At 58.3% G+C, this 18,698-nt stretch carries 16 protein-coding genes; 1 reads left to right on the top strand and 15 read right to left on the bottom strand.

The annotated features are described in order from the left end of the window. Nucleotides 1-6 precede the first annotated feature (6 nt). The 14 genes from AC097R_RS06515 to AC097R_RS06450 all read right to left on the bottom strand — a co-directional run bounded on the left by AC097R_RS06515 (nt 7) and on the right by AC097R_RS06450 (nt 16,063). On the bottom strand, nt 7-4,740 hold the full coding sequence (locus AC097R_RS06515) for a glutamate synthase-related protein (RefSeq protein WP_479596851.1): 4,734 nt from the start codon (nt 4,738-4,740) through the stop codon (nt 7-9). A gap of 184 nt (nt 4,741-4,924) precedes the next feature. Then, nucleotides 4,925-5,617: an REP-associated tyrosine transposase gene (locus AC097R_RS06510; protein ID WP_479596849.1), complete on the bottom strand. Its 693-nt coding sequence runs from the start codon at nt 5,615-5,617 to the stop codon at nt 4,925-4,927. Between the two features lie 56 nt (nt 5,618-5,673). Next, on the bottom strand, nt 5,674-6,141 hold the full coding sequence (locus AC097R_RS06505) for a glycine zipper 2TM domain-containing protein (protein WP_479596847.1): 468 nt from the start codon (nt 6,139-6,141) through the stop codon (nt 5,674-5,676). A gap of 47 nt (nt 6,142-6,188) precedes the next feature. Beyond that, entirely contained in the window at nt 6,189-7,118 is a 930-nt protein-coding gene (locus AC097R_RS06500) for a class I SAM-dependent methyltransferase (protein ID WP_479596843.1), read from the bottom strand. A 12-nt stretch (nt 7,119-7,130) separates the two neighbouring features. Then, nucleotides 7,131-7,700 carry a DUF1415 domain-containing protein gene (locus AC097R_RS06495; RefSeq protein ID WP_479596839.1) on the bottom strand — a complete coding sequence of 190 codons (570 nt, stop codon included), beginning with the start codon at nt 7,698-7,700 and terminating at the stop codon, nt 7,131-7,133. Nucleotides 7,701-7,703: 3 nt separating this feature from the next. Continuing rightward, nucleotides 7,704-8,900: a deoxyguanosinetriphosphate triphosphohydrolase gene (locus tag AC097R_RS06490; protein ID WP_479596835.1), complete on the bottom strand. Its 1,197-nt coding sequence runs from the start codon at nt 8,898-8,900 to the stop codon at nt 7,704-7,706. A 60-nt stretch (nt 8,901-8,960) separates the two neighbouring features. Beyond that, on the bottom strand, nt 8,961-10,070 hold the full coding sequence (gene aroB / locus AC097R_RS06485) for a 3-dehydroquinate synthase (protein WP_479596833.1): 1,110 nt from the start codon (nt 10,068-10,070) through the stop codon (nt 8,961-8,963). 68 nt (nt 10,071-10,138) lie between these two features. After that, nucleotides 10,139-10,663 (bottom strand): shikimate kinase, encoded by a 525-nt coding sequence (locus tag AC097R_RS06480; RefSeq protein WP_479598101.1) that lies wholly within the window; start codon nt 10,661-10,663, stop codon nt 10,139-10,141. A 31-nt stretch (nt 10,664-10,694) separates the two neighbouring features. After that, a complete protein-coding gene (locus AC097R_RS06475; protein WP_479596831.1) occupies nt 10,695-12,785 on the bottom strand; it encodes a type IV pilus secretin PilQ in 2,091 nt (696 codons plus the stop codon). Next, a complete protein-coding gene (locus tag AC097R_RS06470) occupies nt 12,782-13,324 on the bottom strand; it encodes a pilus assembly protein PilP (RefSeq protein WP_479596829.1) in 543 nt (180 codons plus the stop codon). The genes AC097R_RS06475 and AC097R_RS06470 overlap by 4 nt, the downstream gene beginning before the upstream one ends. Next, on the bottom strand, nt 13,321-13,986 hold the full coding sequence (locus tag AC097R_RS06465; protein WP_479596827.1) for a type IV pilus inner membrane component PilO: 666 nt from the start codon (nt 13,984-13,986) through the stop codon (nt 13,321-13,323). Before AC097R_RS06465 ends, AC097R_RS06470 begins: the two co-directional genes overlap by 4 nt. An 11-nt stretch (nt 13,987-13,997) precedes the next feature. Then, the gene (locus tag AC097R_RS06460) at nt 13,998-14,627 is read right to left on the bottom strand and encodes a PilN domain-containing protein (protein ID WP_479596825.1); all 630 of its coding nucleotides are present in this window, start codon (nt 14,625-14,627) and stop codon (nt 13,998-14,000) included. Continuing rightward, nucleotides 14,624-15,703, bottom strand: a complete 1,080-nt coding sequence (locus tag AC097R_RS06455) for a pilus assembly protein PilM (protein ID WP_479596823.1) — start codon at nt 15,701-15,703, stop codon at nt 14,624-14,626. The genes AC097R_RS06460 and AC097R_RS06455 overlap by 4 nt, the downstream gene beginning before the upstream one ends. Before the next feature lie 48 nt (nt 15,704-15,751). Further along, nucleotides 15,752-16,063, bottom strand: coding sequence for a hypothetical protein (locus AC097R_RS06450; RefSeq protein ID WP_479598122.1), 312 nt, complete (start codon nt 16,061-16,063; stop codon nt 15,752-15,754). Here AC097R_RS06450 and AC097R_RS06445 point away from each other — a divergent pair. Beyond that, the gene (locus AC097R_RS06445) at nt 15,984-18,359 is read left to right on the top strand and encodes a penicillin-binding protein 1A (protein ID WP_479596821.1); all 2,376 of its coding nucleotides are present in this window, start codon (nt 15,984-15,986) and stop codon (nt 18,357-18,359) included. The two genes, AC097R_RS06450 and AC097R_RS06445, sit on opposite strands and share 80 nt — an antisense overlap. On the opposite strand, the gene cyaY is transcribed toward AC097R_RS06445, so the two are convergent. After that, nucleotides 18,360-18,689, bottom strand: coding sequence for an iron donor protein CyaY (gene cyaY / locus AC097R_RS06440; protein WP_479596819.1), 330 nt, complete (start codon nt 18,687-18,689; stop codon nt 18,360-18,362). Nucleotides 18,690-18,698 lie beyond the last annotated feature (9 nt).

Genomic DNA, 18,698 nt, shown 5'->3' with positions numbered 1-18,698 from the left:
AGGTCGTTATTTAGCGGGCGCTGCTTCTTTTTTTGTAGCTGCTGGCGCAGATTTGACGGGGGCCTTGGCCACTTTTCGTGCATGAATCTCGCCCAGAGCACGCTTGTACTCGTTGGGGAAGACCTTGACGAACTTGGCGCGGGAGGTGTCCCAGTGGTCCAGCAACTCGCGGGCACGCTTGCTGCCAGTCCAACGGTTGTGGTCTTCCAGCAGCTTTTTGAGCTGGGCTTCGTCGCTCTCGCCACGGTGCCACACGGCCTTGTCGATGCTGGCTTCCTGCTCCTTGGCCGTCAGCACCTTTTCCAGGCTGACCATGGCCGTGTTGCAGCGCTTGGCGAACTGGCCGTCTTCGTCGTACACATAGGCAATACCGCCGCTCATGCCCGCTGCAAAGTTACGGCCGGTCTTGCCCAGCACGGCAACGGTGCCGCCCGTCATGTACTCGCAACCGTGGTCGCCGGTACCTTCCACCACGGCTGTGGCACCCGACAGGCGCACCGCAAAGCGCTCGCCGCCCACGCCGCTGAAGAAGGCTTCACCGGTGGTGGCCCCGTACATCACGGTGTTGCCCACGATGGTGTTGCGGATGGCTTCACCGCGGAAGTCGATACTGGGGCGCACCACAATGCGGCCGCCCGACAGGCCCTTGCCGGTGTAGTCGTTGGCGTCACCGATCAGGTACATGGTGATGCCCTTGGCCAGGAAGGCGCCAAAGGACTGGCCACCCGTGCCTTCGAGCTGGATGCGGATGGTGTCATCCGGCAAGCCTTCGGGGTGCACCTTGGTCACCGCGCCCGAGAGCATTGCGCCCACAGAGCGGTTCACGTTGCGGGCCACTTCCATGAACTGCACGCGTTCGCCCTTGTCGATGGCGGCACGGCTCTTGGCGATCAGCACGTTGTCCAGCGCCTTTTCCAGACCGTGGTCTTGCGTCAGCGTCTGGAAGCGGGGCACATCGGCCGGCACCTGGGGTTGCGCAAACAGGCGGGCAAAGTCCAGGCCCTGGGCCTTCCAGTGCTCGATGCCCTTGCGGGTGTCCAGCAAATCAGAGCGGCCAATCAGGTCGTCAAACTTGCGGATGCCCAGCTGGGCCATGATCTGGCGCACTTCTTCGGCGATGAAGAAGAAATAGTTGACCACGTGCTCGGGCTTGCCCGAGAACTTGGCGCGCAACACGGGGTCTTGCGTGGCCACGCCCACCGGGCAGGTGTTCAGGTGGCACTTGCGCATCATGATGCAGCCTTCCACCACCAGCGGTGCAGTGGCAAAGCCGAATTCGTCAGCGCCCAGCAAGGCGCCAATGGCGACGTCGCGGCCGGTCTTCATCTGGCCATCGGCCTGCACACGAATACGGCTGCGCAGGCGGTTCAGCACCAGGGTCTGCTGGGTTTCGGCCAAGCCGATTTCCCACGGGCTGCCGCAATGCTTGATGGACGACCAGGGGGAGGCACCGGTGCCACCGTCATGACCTGCGATGACCACGTGGTCAGCCTTGCACTTGGCAACGCCGGCGGCAATGGTGCCCACACCAATTTCAGACACCAGCTTGACGCTGATACCGGAGTGTGGCGCCACGTTCTTCAGATCGTGGATCAGTTGGGCCAAGTCTTCGATGGAATAGATGTCGTGGTGCGGCGGGGGCGAGATCAGGCCCACGCCAGGCACGCTGTGGCGCAGCTTGCCGATGTACTCGGACACCTTGCCACCAGGCAACTGACCACCTTCACCAGGCTTGGCACCCTGGGCCATCTTGATCTGGATCTGGTCGGCACTGTTCAGGTACTCAGCGGTCACACCAAAGCGGCCGGAGGCGACCTGCTTGATGCGCGAGCGCAAGCTGTCGCCGGCGTTCATGGGGATGTCCACTTCCACCACATCCTTTCCGATGATGTCGGCCATGGTCTGGCCTTGCTTGATCGGGATGCCCTTGAGTTCCTGGCGGTAGCGTGCGGGGTCTTCACCGCCCTCACCGGTGTTGCTCTTGCCGCCAATGCGGTTCATGGCAATGGCCAGCGTGGCGTGGGCTTCGGTAGAAATCGAACCCAGGGACATGGCGCCCGTTGCAAAGCGCTTGACGATTTCCTTGGCGCTTTCCACTTCATCCACGGGGATAGCCTTGGCGGGGTCGATCTTGAACTCGAACAGGCCACGCAGCGTCAGGTGGCGCTTGCTCTGGTCGTTGATGATCTGCGCGTATTCCTTGTAGGTGTTCCAGTTGTTGGCACGTGTGGAGTGCTGCAACTTGGCAATCGCGTCGGGCGTCCACATGTGGTCTTCGCCACGCACACGCCAGGCGTATTCACCACCGGTTTCCAGCGCGTTGGCCAGCACCGGGCTGTCGCCAAAGGCCAGCTTGTGCGTGCGGATGGATTCTTCAGCGATCTCGAAGACGCCGATACCTTCCACGCGGCTGGGCGTGCGGGTGAAGTACTTGTCGATGGTTTCGGTGTTCAGGCCAATGGCCTCGAACAGCTGGGCACCGCAGTAGCTCATGTAGGTGGACACGCCCATCTTGGACATGATCTTGGACAGGCCCTTGCCGATCGCCTTGATGTAGTTGTAGATGGCCTTGTCGGCGCTCAGGTCACCTGGCAGGTCCTTGTGGATGCTGGCCAGGGTCTCCATCGCCAGGTAGGGGTGCACGGCTTCCGCGCCGTAACCCGCCAGCACGGCAAAGTGGTGCACTTCGCGGGCCGTACCGGTTTCCACCACCAAGCCTGCCGTGGTGCGCAAACCAGCACCCACCAGGTGCTGGTGGATGGCCGACAGGGCCAGCAGCGCAGGAATTGCCACCTGCGTGGCGGCCACAGCGCGGTCGCTGATGATCAGGATGTTCTTGCCACCCTTGATCGCGTCCACGGCCTCGGCGCACAGCGAAGCCAGCTTGGCTTCCACACCCTCGTGGCCCCAGGCCAACGGGTAAGTAATGTCCAGCGTGTGGCTGCGGAATTTGCCCTGGGTGTGCTGCTCGATATTGCGCAGCTTGGCCATATCGGCAAAGTCCAGAATCGGCTGCGCCACTTCGAGACGCATGGGCGGGTTGACCTGGTTGATGTCCAACAGGTTGGGCTTGGGGCCGATGAAGGACACCAGCGACATCACTATGGCTTCGCGGATCGGGTCGATGGGCGGGTTGGTCACCTGCGCGAACAGCTGCTTGAAGTAGCTGTACAGCGGCTTGTTCTTGTCGCTCAACACGGCCAGGGGGCTGTCATTGCCCATGGAGCCAATGGCTTCTTCGCCAGCGCTGGCCATGGGCGCGATCAGGAACTTCAGGTCTTCTTGCGTGAAGCCGAAGGCCTGCTGGCGGTCCAGCAGAGACACTTCGCTCTCGGAGAAGGAGGCAGGCTCACCGCCGCCCTGCACGTCGTCCAGCTTGATGCGCAGATTTTCAATCCACTGCTTGTAGGGCTTGCTGTTGGCGAGGTTGGCCTTGAGCTCCTCGTCATCAATCATCCGGCCCTGCTCCAGATCGATCAGGAACATCTTGCCGGGCTGCAGGCGCCATTTGCGGACGATCTTGTTCTCGGGCACGGGTAGCACGCCGGACTCAGAACCCATGATGACCAGATCGTCATCGGTGATGCAGTAGCGTGAGGGGCGCAGGCCGTTGCGGTCCAGCGTGGCGCCGATCTGGCGGCCATCCGTGAACACGATGGAGGCTGGGCCGTCCCAGGGCTCCATCATCGCCGCGTGGTACTCATAGAAGGCCTTGCGGCGCTCGTCCATGGTGGTGTGCTGCTCCCAGGGCTCGGGGATCATCATCATCACGGCCTGGCTGATGGGGTAGCCCGCCATGGTCAGCAGTTCCAGGCAGTTGTCGAAGGTCGCGGTGTCGGACTGGTCGGCAAAGCTGATGGGGTAGAGCTTTTGCAGGTCCGCGGCCAGCACCGGAGACGACATCACGCCTTCGCGTGCCTTCATCCAGTTGTAGTTGCCCTTGACCGTGTTGATCTCGCCGTTGTGGGCGACATAGCGGTACGGGTGGGCCAGCGGCCACTCGGGGAAGGTGTTGGTGGAGAAGCGCTGGTGCACCAGACCCAGGGCCGACACGCAGCGCGCGTCTTCCAGGTCCTTGAAGTACACGCCCACCTGGTCGGCCAGCAGCAGCCCCTTGTAGACCACCGTGCGGCTGGACATGCTGGGAACGTAGTATTCCTTGCTGTGCTTGAGCTGCAGGTTCTGGATGGCGGCACTGGCGGTCTTGCGGATCACGTACAGCTTGCGCTCCAACGCGTCCTGCACGATCACGTCGTTGCCGCGGCCAATGAAGACCTGGCGCAGGACGGGTTCTTTGGCGCGCACGGTGGGCGACATGGGCATGTCGCGGTTGACCGGCACATCACGCCAGCCCAGCAGCACCTGGCCCTCGGCCTTGATCGCGCGTTCCATTTCCTGCTCGCAGGCCAAGCGAGAAGCATGCTCCTTGGGCAGGAAAATCATGCCCACGCCGTACTCACCGGGGGGCGGCAAGGTCACGCCCTGAACGGACATTTCTTCGCGGTACAGCGCGTCGGGCAACTGGATCAAAATGCCGGCGCCGTCACCCATCAAGGCATCGGCCCCCACGGCACCCCGGTGGTCCAGGTTTTCGAGAATCTTCAGGGCGTTCTTGACAATGTCGTGGCTCTTTTCACCGCGAATATGGGCCACGAACCCTACGCCGCACGCATCGTGCTCATTGGCGGTGGAATACAAACCGTGGTCTTTAAGGTGTTGGATTTCGGCTGCCGTGGTCATGGCGCGCTCCTGAAAATTACAGTGGAAGCGAAGAATACTGCAATGCAACAAGAGTGCCAAGCACAATAAATGGGGTCAGATCCTAATTATTGCTTGAACATTTTCATCGACAAATAAATGGGGACACATCAAAAATGATAGCTGCTTGCGCAATGAAATCGGGGGCTATAGCCCGATTTGACACCTAACTATCGGCGCTGGAGGGTCTGCCTGGGCTGCTTTTGCTGAGCCGGCGCGGCGTTTTCTTTTGGAGTTCGGACAGAAAGCCCTCTTCCCCCAAGGCCCAGCCGCGCAACACTGCGTCGGTTAAAGCCGCTTGCTGGCCTTGGCTAATGCCGTTTTGCACCAATTGGGCGTATGCCGCTTCGCGGGCAAACGGCGTGTTGCCGAGGTTCCAGACCAAAGGATGGGGGGTGACCAGCTTGTCGGCTTGCAAACCTGCGTACTGGCCGTAACTGGACCAGGGGTAGTCACGCGCCTGCGCCACCAGACCGGCGCGCACGGGGTTGAGGTCGATGTAGGCCATGCAGGCCAGCAGGTAGCGATTCGTCTCGATCAGGGTGGATTTGTAGCGCCCCTCCCACAGAGTGCCGCTGCGTTGGTAGCGGTCATTGAAGTAGCGCACATAGCTGCGGCCCACGGCCTGCATCATCTTGGGCAGGGCTTCGTCGGTAGACGGCGTAGCCAGCAGGTGGAAGTGGTTGTCCATCAGCACATAGGCGTGGATAGATACGCCGAACTTGCGCGCGTTCTCGTAAAACAGCCCCAGCAGGAATTGGAAGTCTGCCGTGTCCAGGCAGATGGGCTGGCGGTTGTTGCCCCGTTGGACAACGTGGTGTGGGTAACCGGCCAGGGTCAAACGGGGAAGACGTGCCATGGGCGCTAGTTTGCCTTAAGCCAGCCGGTGAGCTGGCCAGCGCCCAGGGCTTTGCGTTATTTGGGCGCTTTGGTGACGCGCACCTTGCCGCCGGTGGTGACAATGATCACAGAATCGCCTGCGGCGAGCAGTTCACTGCCCTTGGCTTGCACGATGGCACGGCGGTCGCCGCCCTTGAGCTGGACCAGGATTTCCACGGCGTCTTCCTTGGTGGCAAAACGCTCAATCGCGTTACCCGCTGCTGCACCGGCCACGCCGGCGAGCACACCCAACACCTGGGCTTCACGCGACACGCTGCTGCCGCTGTAACCGCCAATGGCACCCACTACACCACCCACCGCAGCACCGGCGCCAGTCTGGCTGCCATCCACCACCACATTGCGCACCGACAGCACCACACCGTCTTGCACCTGGGCCATGCGCTGGGCATCGCCGCGCTGAACCACGTCGGGGCTGCTGGTGGCACAAGCGCCCAAGACGGCGACCACAGCCACGGCACCCACCAATTTCATCCAAGTTTGCATTGAGCTCTCCAAATCTTTCATTCCAAACGCAATCTGCCCATAACGCCTCAGGCGGGCAATGCGTTGTCCTGCCCATTGTCTTCCGGCAATGTAAACCGTGTGTCAAGCAGGGCCAACAGGCCAAATTCTTCCAAAATGGCACGCAAACGCTGGGCCGCAGCACGTTTACGCTGGCCGGTGTAGCGGGCCAGGATGAGCTCGTTCTTCATGCTGTGCTCCCAGCCCACCAACTCGGTCACGGTGACCTGGTAGCCGTGGGCCTCCAGGTACAGGCAGCGCAGCACATTGGTGATCTGACTGCCCATTTCGCGCGTGTGCAGCGGGTGGCGCCACAGCTCGGCCAATGGGGTGCGCGTGAGCGAGAGCGCCTTGCTCTGGCTCAGGTGGCGTGCGACCTCGGCCTGGCAGCACGGCACCAGCACAAAGGCGCGCGCCCTCTTCTGCAGGCCAAAGGCAATCGCATCGTCGGTGGCTGTATCGCAGGCATGCAGCGCGGTCACCACATCGATCTGGTCGGGCAAGACCTCGGACTGGGTGGATTCGGCCACGCTGACATTCAGAAACGACATGCGGCCAAAGCCCAGCTGCTGGGCCAGCGCGCGCGACTTGTCCACCAGCTCGGTACGGGTCTCGATGCCATACAGGTGGCTAGCCGGCAGGTTTTTGAAGAATAGGTCGTACAAGATGAAGCCCAGGTAGGACTTGCCGGCACCATGGTCGGCCAACGTGAGCGCCCGCCCCTCGGCGGCGGGGAGCTCCAGCATCAGCTTTTCAATGAACTGGTACAGGTGGTAGACCTGCTTAAGCTTGCGACGCGAATCCTGATTGAGCTTGCCGTCGCGGGTGAGGATGTGGAGTTCCTTGAGCAACTCTACCGATTGACCAGGGCGCACTTCATCGGCCAGGGGATGGGTTGCGGCCGAGTTGGGCGCAGCGGCTTTGGGCGTGCATTTGGCGTTGGGGCGAGATGTCGTCATGGAAAGGCTTTCTCAGTGTGCGCCGGGCGGGGTGTGCAAGCCCAGGGCTGCCCAACCGGCATGGCCCAGATCCTCCAGCGTCTGCATGTTTTTCTCGAAGATCGCTTCGGCTTCGGGGAAGGCTTGTACGGCGCGGTCCAGGCTGTCTTCGCGCAGCAAATGCAGGATGGGATACGGCGCGCGGTTGGTGTAGTTGGTGATGTCGTCGGGCTCGGTACCGGCAAACTGGAACCGCGGATGGAAGCTGGCGATTTGTACCGTCCCCACCAGTTTGAGCCGGCGCAGCAGGGCATCCGCAGCTGCCAGAAAGTCGTTGAAGTCCAGAAAATCAGGGTGCAGTGCGGGCGCGATCAGCAGGGTCGTGTCGCGCTGCTCGGGGTCGGTCGCGTGCAGATCCAGCAACTCAGCCTCCAGCTGGTCCAACACCGTTTGTGCGTCACTGCTGCTGCACACCACGTAGTGGATCTGGCCCTTCACATGCACGGCCTTGGCGAAGGGGCAGAGGTTCAGGCCAATGACGGCGCGCTCCAGCCACTGCTGCGTGGCGGCGATCACGGTTTGCGGTGTTTCCAGATCAGCCATGCCCTACTCCACCAAGAGGCGCAGCCCGGTCAAGCGCTCGTGCTCACGCAGTGCGAACCGGTCCGTCATGCCGGCGATGTAGTCGGCAATGGTGCGGTGGAAGGCACTGGCGTCGCCCGCGGCCTGCTGTGCCACCAGTGAGTGGGCGCCGGCGCCACCCTGCATGTGCGCCGGGGTCTGGCTGTAGGCGTCAAAGAGCTCGCGTACCACTTGCTTGGCAGAGTCCATGGTCTGCATCACCTGGGGATGGCGGTACAGCTGGCGAAAGAGAAACGACTTCAACACCTTGGACTGCGCCCGCATGTCGGGGCTGAAGCAGACCAGCGCGCTGCTGGCGCGCACATCCTGCACGCTACGGGGCTTGTGCTCATCGAGCGCTGCCTGCGTGGCCGCCATCACGTCATACACTTGGTCGCTGAGCATAAGCCGGATGGACTCGTACAACAGGCGGCGCGACGGTCCGGCCTCTGCCAACGCTGGGTGCTGGCGCAGCGCCGACTCGCAATAGCCGTTGAACAGCGGCACCTCGCGCATCTGCGCCAGGGTTAACAAGCCGGAGCGCACCCCATCGTCAATGTCGTGCGCGTTGTAGGCAATCTCGTCGGCCACATTGCACAGCTGCGCCTCCAGGCTAGGCTGCGTGTGGTTCAAGAAGCGCTGCCCTACCCCGCCTGCACCATCGGCAAATGCAGGCTCCTGCGCCTCCAGCAGCTCGGCATTGGTGCGCGAGCAGTGCTTGAGGATGCCCTCGCGCGACTCAAAACTCAGGTTCAGCCCGTCAAACTGTGGGTAGCGCTCTTCCAGATGGTCCACCACACGCAGACTCTGCAGGTTGTGTTCAAAGCCGCCAAACGGCGCCATGCAATCATGCAGCGCGTCCTGCCCCGCGTGGCCAAACGGTGTGTGGCCCAGGTCGTGGGCCAGCGCCACGGTCTCCACCAAATCCTCGCTCAGGCCCAGTGTGCGAGCGATCGAGCGTCCCAGTTGCGCCACCTCCAGCGAATGCGTCAACCGGGTCCGGAACAGATCGCCCTCGTGGTTGATGAACACCTGGGTTTTGTAGACCAGCCGGCGGAAGGCGGTGGAGTGCACGATGCGGTCGCGGTCGCGCTGAAACGCGGTCCGCGTGGGCGCCTGTGGCTCCGCAAAGCGCCGGCCGCGCGACTGGGCCGGATCGCAAGCATAAGGCTGAAGACTCATGGAGAAATCAAGATTTAGCCCGTATGGATATTGCGCAAGCAGCTATCATTACGATAGCACTTACACGGTACAACAAGCATTGATTACTTCACGCACCAAGGCGTCGGGTGCACCGCGCACGGATGCACGCGCTGGGCCATCGATGACGACAAACCGGATATCACCAGCCTCGGATTTCTTGTCTAGGCGCATCAGCTCCAAGTAGCGACCCGCGTTGTCTGTGGCATCCAGCTGCGGCCCCACGATAGGGAGGCCTGCCTTCTGAATCAAGCGTGTGAGGCGCTCCACAAAGGCGACGTCGACCAGCCCCAGCTTCTGCGACAAATACGCTGCCATCACCATGCCGCAGCCCACGGCCTCACCGTGCAGCCATTCGCCATAGCCCAAGCCCGCTTCGATGGCGTGGCCAAAGGTATGGCCAAAATTCAGAATGGCGCGCAGGCCCGCTTCCCGCTCGTCCTGCCCCACCACCCAGGCCTTGATTTCGCAGCTGCGTCGCACGGCATGGGCCAGGGCCACTGGGTCCCGGGCCAGCAAGGCATCCAGGTTGTTTTCAATCCAGTCTAGGAAGGCCATGTCGGCAATCGGGCCGTACTTGATGACTTCGGCCAAGCCCGCGCTCAGCTCGCGCGGTGGCAGGGTTTTGAGCGTGTCCAGATCGCAGACCACCAGCAGCGGCTGGTAGAACGCACCGATCATGTTTTTGCCCAAAGGGTGGTTGATGCCGGTCTTTCCCCCGACCGAGGAGTCCACCTGCGACAGTAGAGTCGTAGGCACCTGCACAAACGGCACGCCACGCATGTAGCTGGCGGCAGCAAAGCCCGTCATGTCGCCAACCACGCCCCCACCCAATGCAAAGAGGATGGTTTTACGGTCACAGCCCTCAGATAACAGGGCGTCAAAAATCTGATTGAGTGTTTGCCAAGTTTTGAAAACCTCACCGTCTGGCAGCGTGACCAACTGAACGTTGGTGTAACGTGGCTTCAGTGCGGCGAGTAGCGCCTCGGCATACAAGGGCGCGACCGTGGTGTTGGAAACCACCACCGCGTGGGTCGCTTTTGGCAGCGCAACATACACATCTGCAGTGCCGAGCAGGCCCGTGCCCACCTGAATGGGGTAGCTACGCTCGGCCAGAGCAATGTCAACAGTGTGAAAATTCGGGGATGTCATACCCCCGAGTTTAGAGGTTCGGAACCAGGGGAAGATTCAGGCGCCGGCGAGGGCGCAGAAGTGCTTTTTCAGCAGGTGGGCAAATGCCCTGACAGTTCGAGCTGCATCACCACCATGTTGACCAAGGTCGCAACCGACGGACGACCGGTCTCCAACGTGAAATGGGCCGTTTCACGGTACAGCGGGTCACGAATCGTGAAGAGTTCGCGCATGCGCGCCAAGGGATCCGCCACCTGCAGCAAAGGACGGCTGACATCATGACGCAGCCGACGAAACAGCTCTTCAGGCGTGGACTTCAGATAAACCACATGGCTTCTGCCGTGCAAATGTGCGCGATTGCCCTGCCGAAGCACGGCACCACCACCGGTGGAGATCACACAGGCAGGATCTTGGGTCAAAGCCTCAATCACCTCTTCCTCGATATCGCGGAAGCGGGCTTCGCCTTCGCGATCAAAGAATTCGCGAATAGAGCAGCCTAACCGTGCCTCTATAGCCTGGTCAGAGTCCACAAAAGGCAGCCGCAACCGACGCGACAACTGCCGCCCCACCGTGGTTTTGCCCGACCCAGGCAAACCCACAAAACTAATGCGCAACTCCGAACTCAAACCATCCATCCAACCCGCATCAACGACCGATAGCCTTGTCTGCCAAGGTTTTGGGCGTGATGAAAACTAGCATTTCCCGTTTGGTGGTGGAGCGTGCACGGTTGCGGAACAACACGCCAAGGCCAGGCAAATCCCCAAAGAAAGGCACCTTGGTTTCGCTCTCCGTCTGATCTTCAGTAAAGATGCCACCGATTACGACCGTACCGCCGTTTTCCACCAAGACCTGCGTTTGGACATGCTTGGTATCAATCGCGAAACCTGCCGGAGTCGATTGACCCACCGTGTCCTTGGTAATGTCCAAGGCCAAAATTATGTTCCCCTCTGGCGTAATTTGAGGAGTCACCTCCAGCTTCAAATTGGCTTTGCGAAATGCGATGGAAGTAGCACCGCTGGACGATGCTACTTGATAAGGGAGTTCTGTACCTTGTTCAATCAACGCTTTAATCTGATCAGCTGTTACTACCCGAGGACTAGACACCACTTTGCCCTTCCCATCAGCCTCTAAGGCGGAAATTTCCAGATTCAGAAACCGATCGGCCGCCGCTCCGAATATCGAAAAAGCGATTTGTCCTGGTGTGCTCGAACCCAATGCGCCAGTAGAGGGCAAATTCACGAAATTACCAGAAGTGGTAGCAGCAGAACCCACTACGTAACTGGAACCGATCGCAACACCTGGTCGATCCCCAGAAGCAGCGGCAGTACCGCCGCCGCCCAACTTCACCCCCAGTGATTTGCCAAAGCTGTCTGATGCTTCGACAATGCGTGCCTCAATGAGGACTTGGCGCACGGCGATATCAATTTTGGCAATTAGTTGCTGCACCTGCTCCAACTTGCTGGGTATGTCCGTCACAAAGAGTTGGTTGGTTCGGTTCTCATAGATCACGCTGCCTCGGCTACTGAGAATACGACTAGGGGTAACGCCAGCACCGGGGCCGGAGCCCGCCGCGACTAGGCCCGCAGCAATATCCGATGCTTTGCCGTAGTTAATTTGAAAGGATTGTGTTCGCAATGGCTCTAAGTTCTGCACTGCAACCACAGTTTCCAAATCCAGCTTTTCCTTCGCAGTGATCTCGTCTTTAGGCGCCACCCAAAGTACATTGCCACTCTTGCGCATGCCCAAGCCTTTGGCCTGCAGAATAATATCCAACGCCTGATCCCAGGGAACATCCTGCAACCGCAGGGTCACCGAACCGGATACTGAATCCGACGTGACGATGTTGAAGTTCGTAAAGTCTGCTATGACTTGCAATAAGGAGCGTACTTCAATATTCTGAAAATTAAGTGACAACTTTTGACCGTTGTAACCCGTACCCTGAGTCAACTTCTTAGGATCGACCTTCACTTCTTTCACTTCAATGACAAACTGCTCATCACTTTGATAGGCACTGTGCTCCCATAACCCTTGGGGCTCAATGACCATCCGAACGCGATCACCCGATTGAGATGACGTGACAGTCCTCACCGGGGTTCCAAAATCGCTTACATCCAAACGACGACGCAAACCTTCAGGCAACGTGGACTTCATGAATTCAACCACCAAGGTTTGCCCTTGTTGTCGAATATCGACACCGACTTGGTTGTTGGGCAAGGACACCACGATCCGGCCGGCACCATCGCCCGTACGGCGAAAATCCAAATCTTTAATCGGAGCCGTATCACGGCTACGGCTCTCAGCAAATGCCGTTGCGGGCGCGGCATTTGTAGCTACAGCTGTCTCTAGAGAAATTAGCAGCGATTTCCCTTGAATTTCTGCCTTGTAAGCAGCCGGTGTCTTGAGGTTCAAAACCACACGCGTTCGGTCTCCTGCCTGAACAACGCTGACAGAACGCAGATTACCTTGATTGATTTCAATTGTGGACCGCCCCATGGCATTCGCGACACCAGGAAAGTCCAAAGCAACGCGCGCCGGGGATTGAATGGCGAAGCCTGTCGGCAACGCCGTCAAGGGTTGCGATAAATCAATGCGTACCACCTCCATCCCGCCCTGAACGGATCCAGTTACGGACTCGATAGTAGTTTGCGCCTGTGCAACCCCGGCTATACACAACAACAGCAACACTCGCAAGCTTCTGAACATCCGGAATCCCCGCAAAAAAAACTGATTCATCATTTCGACCTCTCTTGCAACTCTAGCGTTGCAGCGCGTTCAATCCATTCGCCTGCAGCGTCCTGCACGATTTCACGCAGCGTCACAACGGTCTCGCTGATTTTGGTGACTCGTCCATAGTTTTGTCCCAGATAGTTGCCCACCTTCACTTGGTAAAGCAAGTTATCAACCTTGACCAAAGCTATGGGTTGCCCTGCCTTCACAAGACTTCCGACAAGAGCTGCAGAATCCAGCGGAAAGGCCTCCAAAGGCTCCTTACGCCTTGCCAATTCGGGGGCTACAAGCGCTCCATTCGCCACCGTCTGGGATGAATCACGCTTTAACGCTTGCGTTAACTTTTGATTGCTAAACGGTTCAATAGATGTATTATTCGCGTATGCCTCAGGCACAAATTGCTTCGGGGCAGGTATAGGTGGCACTTTCGGACGAGTCTGATTCCGCTCATCAACCATCCATTGGCGTATCTCATCTTCACTCGAAGAGCCGCACCCCGCCAGCACAAACAATATGGCTGATAAGCTCAAAACTTTGAAACTTATCATTGCTTCGCCCCTGTGGCTTTGCGTTGCGCTGCCACCTCATTGGAATCCAGATAGCGAAAGGTTTTTGCGGTGGCGTCTAAAGTTAATGTGTTGTCTCCACGAGGAGCAATCGTCAAATTATTCAAAGTCACGATGCGAGATAGATTTGCAATGTCCGACGCAAATGATCCGATGTCATGATAGCGGCCAGTAACTTTAATGGTGATTGGAAGTTCTGCGTAATACTCCTTCACCGCGATTTGTCCCGGCCTAAACAAATCAAATAGCAAGCTACGGCCAAGACCCGCTTGATTAATATCCGAGAGCAATGCGTCCATTTCAGCCTTACTTGGAAGTTGTTTCTCAAGTTGCGTTACATACTGCTGCACTTGCTCTCGCTGCTTTTTTAAAACATCTAGATTGACTGCTTTGGTTAGTTTCTTTTTATAGTCTTCACGTAGCGTCGCCTCTTTCGTTTGCTCTTGCTGCAAAGTCTCCTCGGACCCACTCAACCAGGCAAACCACAAAGCAACCACGATGACTAAGCTAGTCAGGGCAAACAATGCATACTTCGGAATAGAGGGCCACAATGATGGGTCTTTAGGATCCAGATCGCGAAATTGAGTCAGCAGCTTCTCTTGCAATACTGCGAAATCAAAAGATTTGGTAGAACTAGTTGCCATAGCGGATATTTCTATTTTTTAGCATCTAGACTGGCCGAAGCTGCAGGAGCCGGGGCGAGCCCCACGACTTTAGCAGCCTCACTCGAACGTACCAGCCGAACTCTGATCACAAAGTTAGCCACTCTCTTCTGCTCTTTAGCAGAAACGGACACCGAGCCGGACACAATCTCAACCAATTCAGGTTTGGCGAACCAAGGAGTATTGTTGGCCAAATTTCTTAGTAATTCAGACACTCGCTCATTCGACTGAGCCACGCCATTGAGCGTGACCGACTGATCGACCTGGGTCATCTTGTTTACGTAAACGCCGTCCGGCAGTTGATTGACTAACTCTGTCAACAGATGCACGGGGAGATTGCGATCAGACTGCAAATCCTCCACAGCCTGCTGGCGGGCCCTGAGTGCGGCAATCTCGCCCTCCAGCGTGGCTATATCCTTGATCTGGCCTTCCAGTTTTTTGATCTCGGTTTCGAGAATCAAATTATTCGACTGCTGCGATGCAATCGCCGCCTGGTACCAGAGAAAAATAGAGCCCGCCATCAACCCGCCTAAGAGAGCAGACGCGCCCAAAGAAACATTGAAAACATCACGCCGCTTTTTACGCGCAGCCTCGCGATGCGGTAGTAAATTAATTAAAATCATTGCGAAAACCTCCGCAATGCCAGACCGCAAGAGGTCAGGTACGACGGGGCCTCACGCGTCATGCGCTTGAGGCGTACACCGTCACCAATTTCCATTCCATCAAATGGATTGAGCAGACTGCAGGGGAACGTTGTGTGCTGTGTCACCACAGTGGTCAAACCCGGCAGGGCTGCGGAACCACCGGCCAACATGATGTAGTCCACTTTGTTGTGCGGCGTACTTGTGAAGAAGAATTGCAAGGCTCGTCCCAGCTCCTGCACCATCGTGTCGATAAACGGCTTGAGTACCGCAGACTCATAGTCCTCCGGTAACTCGCCGCTACGCTTCTTGCTCTCGGCTTCTTCTTGTGAAAAGCCGTATTGGCGAACAATAAGCTGCGTCAGCTGGGCGCCGCCAAAGGCTTGGTCGCGGTCATACAGCACTTCCTCGTCGCGCAGCACCTGCATGCTGGTCGTTAAGGCGCCAATCTCGAACAAGGCGACGATCAAACCGGCACCTTTGCTAGGCAAGTTCTCAATCAAACGTCCCGCTGCCAAGCGGGACGCATAGGATTCCACGTCAACAATCACAGGAACCAGCCCTGCAGCTTCCGCAAGCCCCTGGACATCCTGTACCTTTTCACGGCGGGACGCGGCGATGAGCACCTCAATGTCGCCCGCAGATGCTGCACTGGGTCCGATCACGCAAAAATCCAGGCTCACCTCATCCAAGGGGAATGGGATGTATTGATTGGCCTCTGACTCCACTTGGGCTTCGAGATCCAAATCCGTCATGCCACCGGGCAAAATGATTTTTTTGGTAATCACCGCAGATGGCGGCAATGCCATGGCGACGTTCTTTGTCTTGGTCCCGCTTTTCTTGACCAGACGGCGCACGGCGTCGGCTACTTCATCGAACTTCTCGATGTTGCCGTCAGAGATCCATCCACGCTCCAAAGGCTCAATGGCGCAACGTTCCAGCACCAAGTTTCCCGCTTTGTCACGGCCCAGCTCCACCAGCTTGACGCTGGACGAACTAATGTCCAACCCCAACATGGGAGCTGGCTGTCGACTGAATAACGACCCCAATGAGATCAAAACGGTCCCCTGAAACGGCTCGGCAAATGGCCGGACAAACTTAAGAAATCACTTGAATGCTATCAGTAAGATCCTTGTCCCGCAAAGGTTTTTTGGGAATTTGATTTGTGGGAGCGTTGCCAAAAGCAGACGTTTTCTGCTCCTTTTTACATAGCGGTCGTCGAGAATACCTATGACCGTAGCTTCCGGCACACTCTGGGCTGCTCTGCATCCGCCAGCTACCGCGCCCGCCCCTAAAAGCGCATTTTTATAATGCCCACGCGAACTTACCGAATGTTTTATGTCCACCTCCAGCCCGTCTAACGAAAAAAGCAGCAAGCCAACTTCGCCACGCAAAGCATTGCACTGGTCGGTGCGCATCCTCTTATGGATCCTGGGGTTAGGCCTGGCGGGAGTGGCGTCCGTGCTGATCTTGGTCGCGCTGGCCTTGTCGATGGCGTTTCCCAACCTGCCAGATATCTCGGACTTGTCCGACTACCGCCCCAAACTTCCCTTGCGGGTCTTTTCTGCAGACGGCGACCTGATTGGCGAATTCGGCGAGGAGCGGCGCAACCTGACCCCCATCAAGGAAATCCCCAAAGTCATGACCGACGCCATCTTGGCGGTGGAAGACGCCCGGTTCTACCAGCACGGGGGCGTGGACTACCTGGGGGTCATCCGTGCCGGACTGGCCAACGTGGGTCGGGTCAAAAGCCAAGGCGCCTCCACCATCACTATGCAGGTCGCGCGCAACGTGTACTTGTCATCGGAAAAAACATTCACCCGCAAAATTTACGAAATTTTGCTGACTTTCAAGCTGGAACACGCGCTGACCAAGGACCAGATTCTGGAAATCTATATGAACCAGATTTTTCTGGGGAATCGGGCCTATGGGTTTGCGGCCGCGTCAGAGACCTACTTTGGCAAGCCGTTGAAGGACATTACCGTTGCTGAGGCGGCCATGTTGGCGGGCTTGCCCAAAGCGCCCTCTGCCTACAACCCCATCAGCAACCCCAAGCGGGCGAAAATTCGCCAGCAGTACATCATTGACCGCATGCTGGAGAACGGCTTCATCAACGACCAGGAAGCCGAAACTGCCAAAAAAGAGGAATTGACGATCAAGACGGGGCCGGCTGCCAACCAGGTGCATGCCGAATACGTGGCCGAAATGGTGCGCCAATTGATGTTTGCCCAGTACGGCGAAGAGACCTACACCCGCGGTCTGAATGTGCAAACCACATTGCGCACAGACCAGCAAATCGCCGCCTACAAGGCCCTGCGCCGCGGCATCATGGATTTCGAACGCCGCCAGGTGTACCGGGGGCCCGAGAAGTTCATCAACCTCTCCAACAACCCGCAAGAGATCGAGGATGCGATTGATGAGGCGCTGGACGAGCACCCCGACAACGGGGATGTGATGTCCGCCGTGGTGCTAGAAGCTGACACCAAACATATCAAGGCGATTCGTCAAAACGCCGAGCTGGTCGAAATCACCGGCGATGGCCTGAAACCCGCCCAATCCGGCCTGTCTGAGAAAGCGCAGCCCAATATCAAGATCCGCCGCGGCGCCATCATCCGCGTTGCCAAGACGGTAAAGGGCACTTGGGAAATCACCCAGTTGCCCGAAGTCGAGGGCGCATTTGTTGCGATCGATCCCCGCGACGGATCGATCAAGGCTTTGGTCGGTGGCTTCGACTTTGCCAAGAACAAGTTCAACCACGTGGTCCAGGCATGGCGCCAGCCAGGCTCCAGCTTCAAGCCGTTTATCTATTCAGCGGCGCTGGAAAAGGGTTTCACCCCGGCCACCGTGATCAACGATGCCCCGTTGTTTTTCGATGCGGGCGTGACCGGCGGACAACCTTGGGAGCCCAAGAACTACGACGGCACCTTTGAAGGCCCCATGACGATGCGCCGCGGTCTGGCCAAATCGAAAAACATGATCTCGATCCGCATCCTGCAAAGCATTGGCACACAGTACGCCCAAGACTGGATCACCAAGTTCGGCTTTGACGCGGAGAAACACCCGCCGTACCTGACCATGGCCCTGGGGGCCGGCAACGTCACACCCATCCAGATGGCCGCAGGCTATTCGGTGTTTGCCAATGGCGGCTACCGCGTCAACCCCTGGTTGGTGTCCAAGGTCAGCGAACAACGCGGCAAGGTGCTGGTGGAATCGGCACCGCCTGTGCTGGCGGACTCTGAGCGTGCCATTGACGCACGCAATGCATTCATGATGTCCAGCCTGCTGCAGGAAGTGACACGATCCGGCACCGCCGCACGCGCACAAGCCACCTTGAAGCGCCCCGACCTCTATGGCAAGACCGGCACCACCAACGACTCCATGGATGCCTGGTTTGCCGGCTACCAACCCACACTCACTGCAGTCACCTGGATTGGCTACGACACTCCACGCAAACTCGGTGACCGAGAAACCGGCGGCGGGCTGAGCCTGCCGGTCTGGATCAGCTTCATGGAAACCGCGTTGAAGGGTGTGCCAGTGATGGAACCTGCCGCACCCGAAGGCGTGGTGCACCTTGGCAACGAGTGGTTTTACGAGGAGTACGCCAAGGGCGCGGGCATCTCCAGCCTGGGCTTGAGCGACAAACCTGAAGAAACGCCTGAATCTTTGCCCGCCGCCGATGAAAAGAAAAAAATCATCGACCTCTTCAAAAACTGATCAGGCCGTGAATTCCAATGCCATGCCGCCCTGCGCACTGGCATTGGAGGTCAGTGCCGCAAAAAACTCACCCTGCCCTTTGGTGTCCTGCCACTGTCCGTCCACCCAGCGGTAGTGGTAGCCGCCAGACTTGGCAGCCATCCATACTTCGTGCAGCGGCTTTTGCAGATTGATGATGATCTGGCTGCGGTTGGCAAAGGTCAGCGTGACCATGCCGCCGACCCGCTGGTTGTCCACATCGGCGTCGGAATCGTCGTTGATACGGTCACAGCACATCTCCACCGCCTTGAGCAAAGTTTCTGCGCGGTCCATGAATTCCGGGTCGGTCATTACAATTTC

It is taken from the genome of Rhodoferax sp. ZS1R25, from assembly GCF_056521335.1.
The sequence above is the reverse complement of the archived record's forward strand: the minus strand, read 5'-3'. Positions and strand labels throughout refer to the sequence as shown.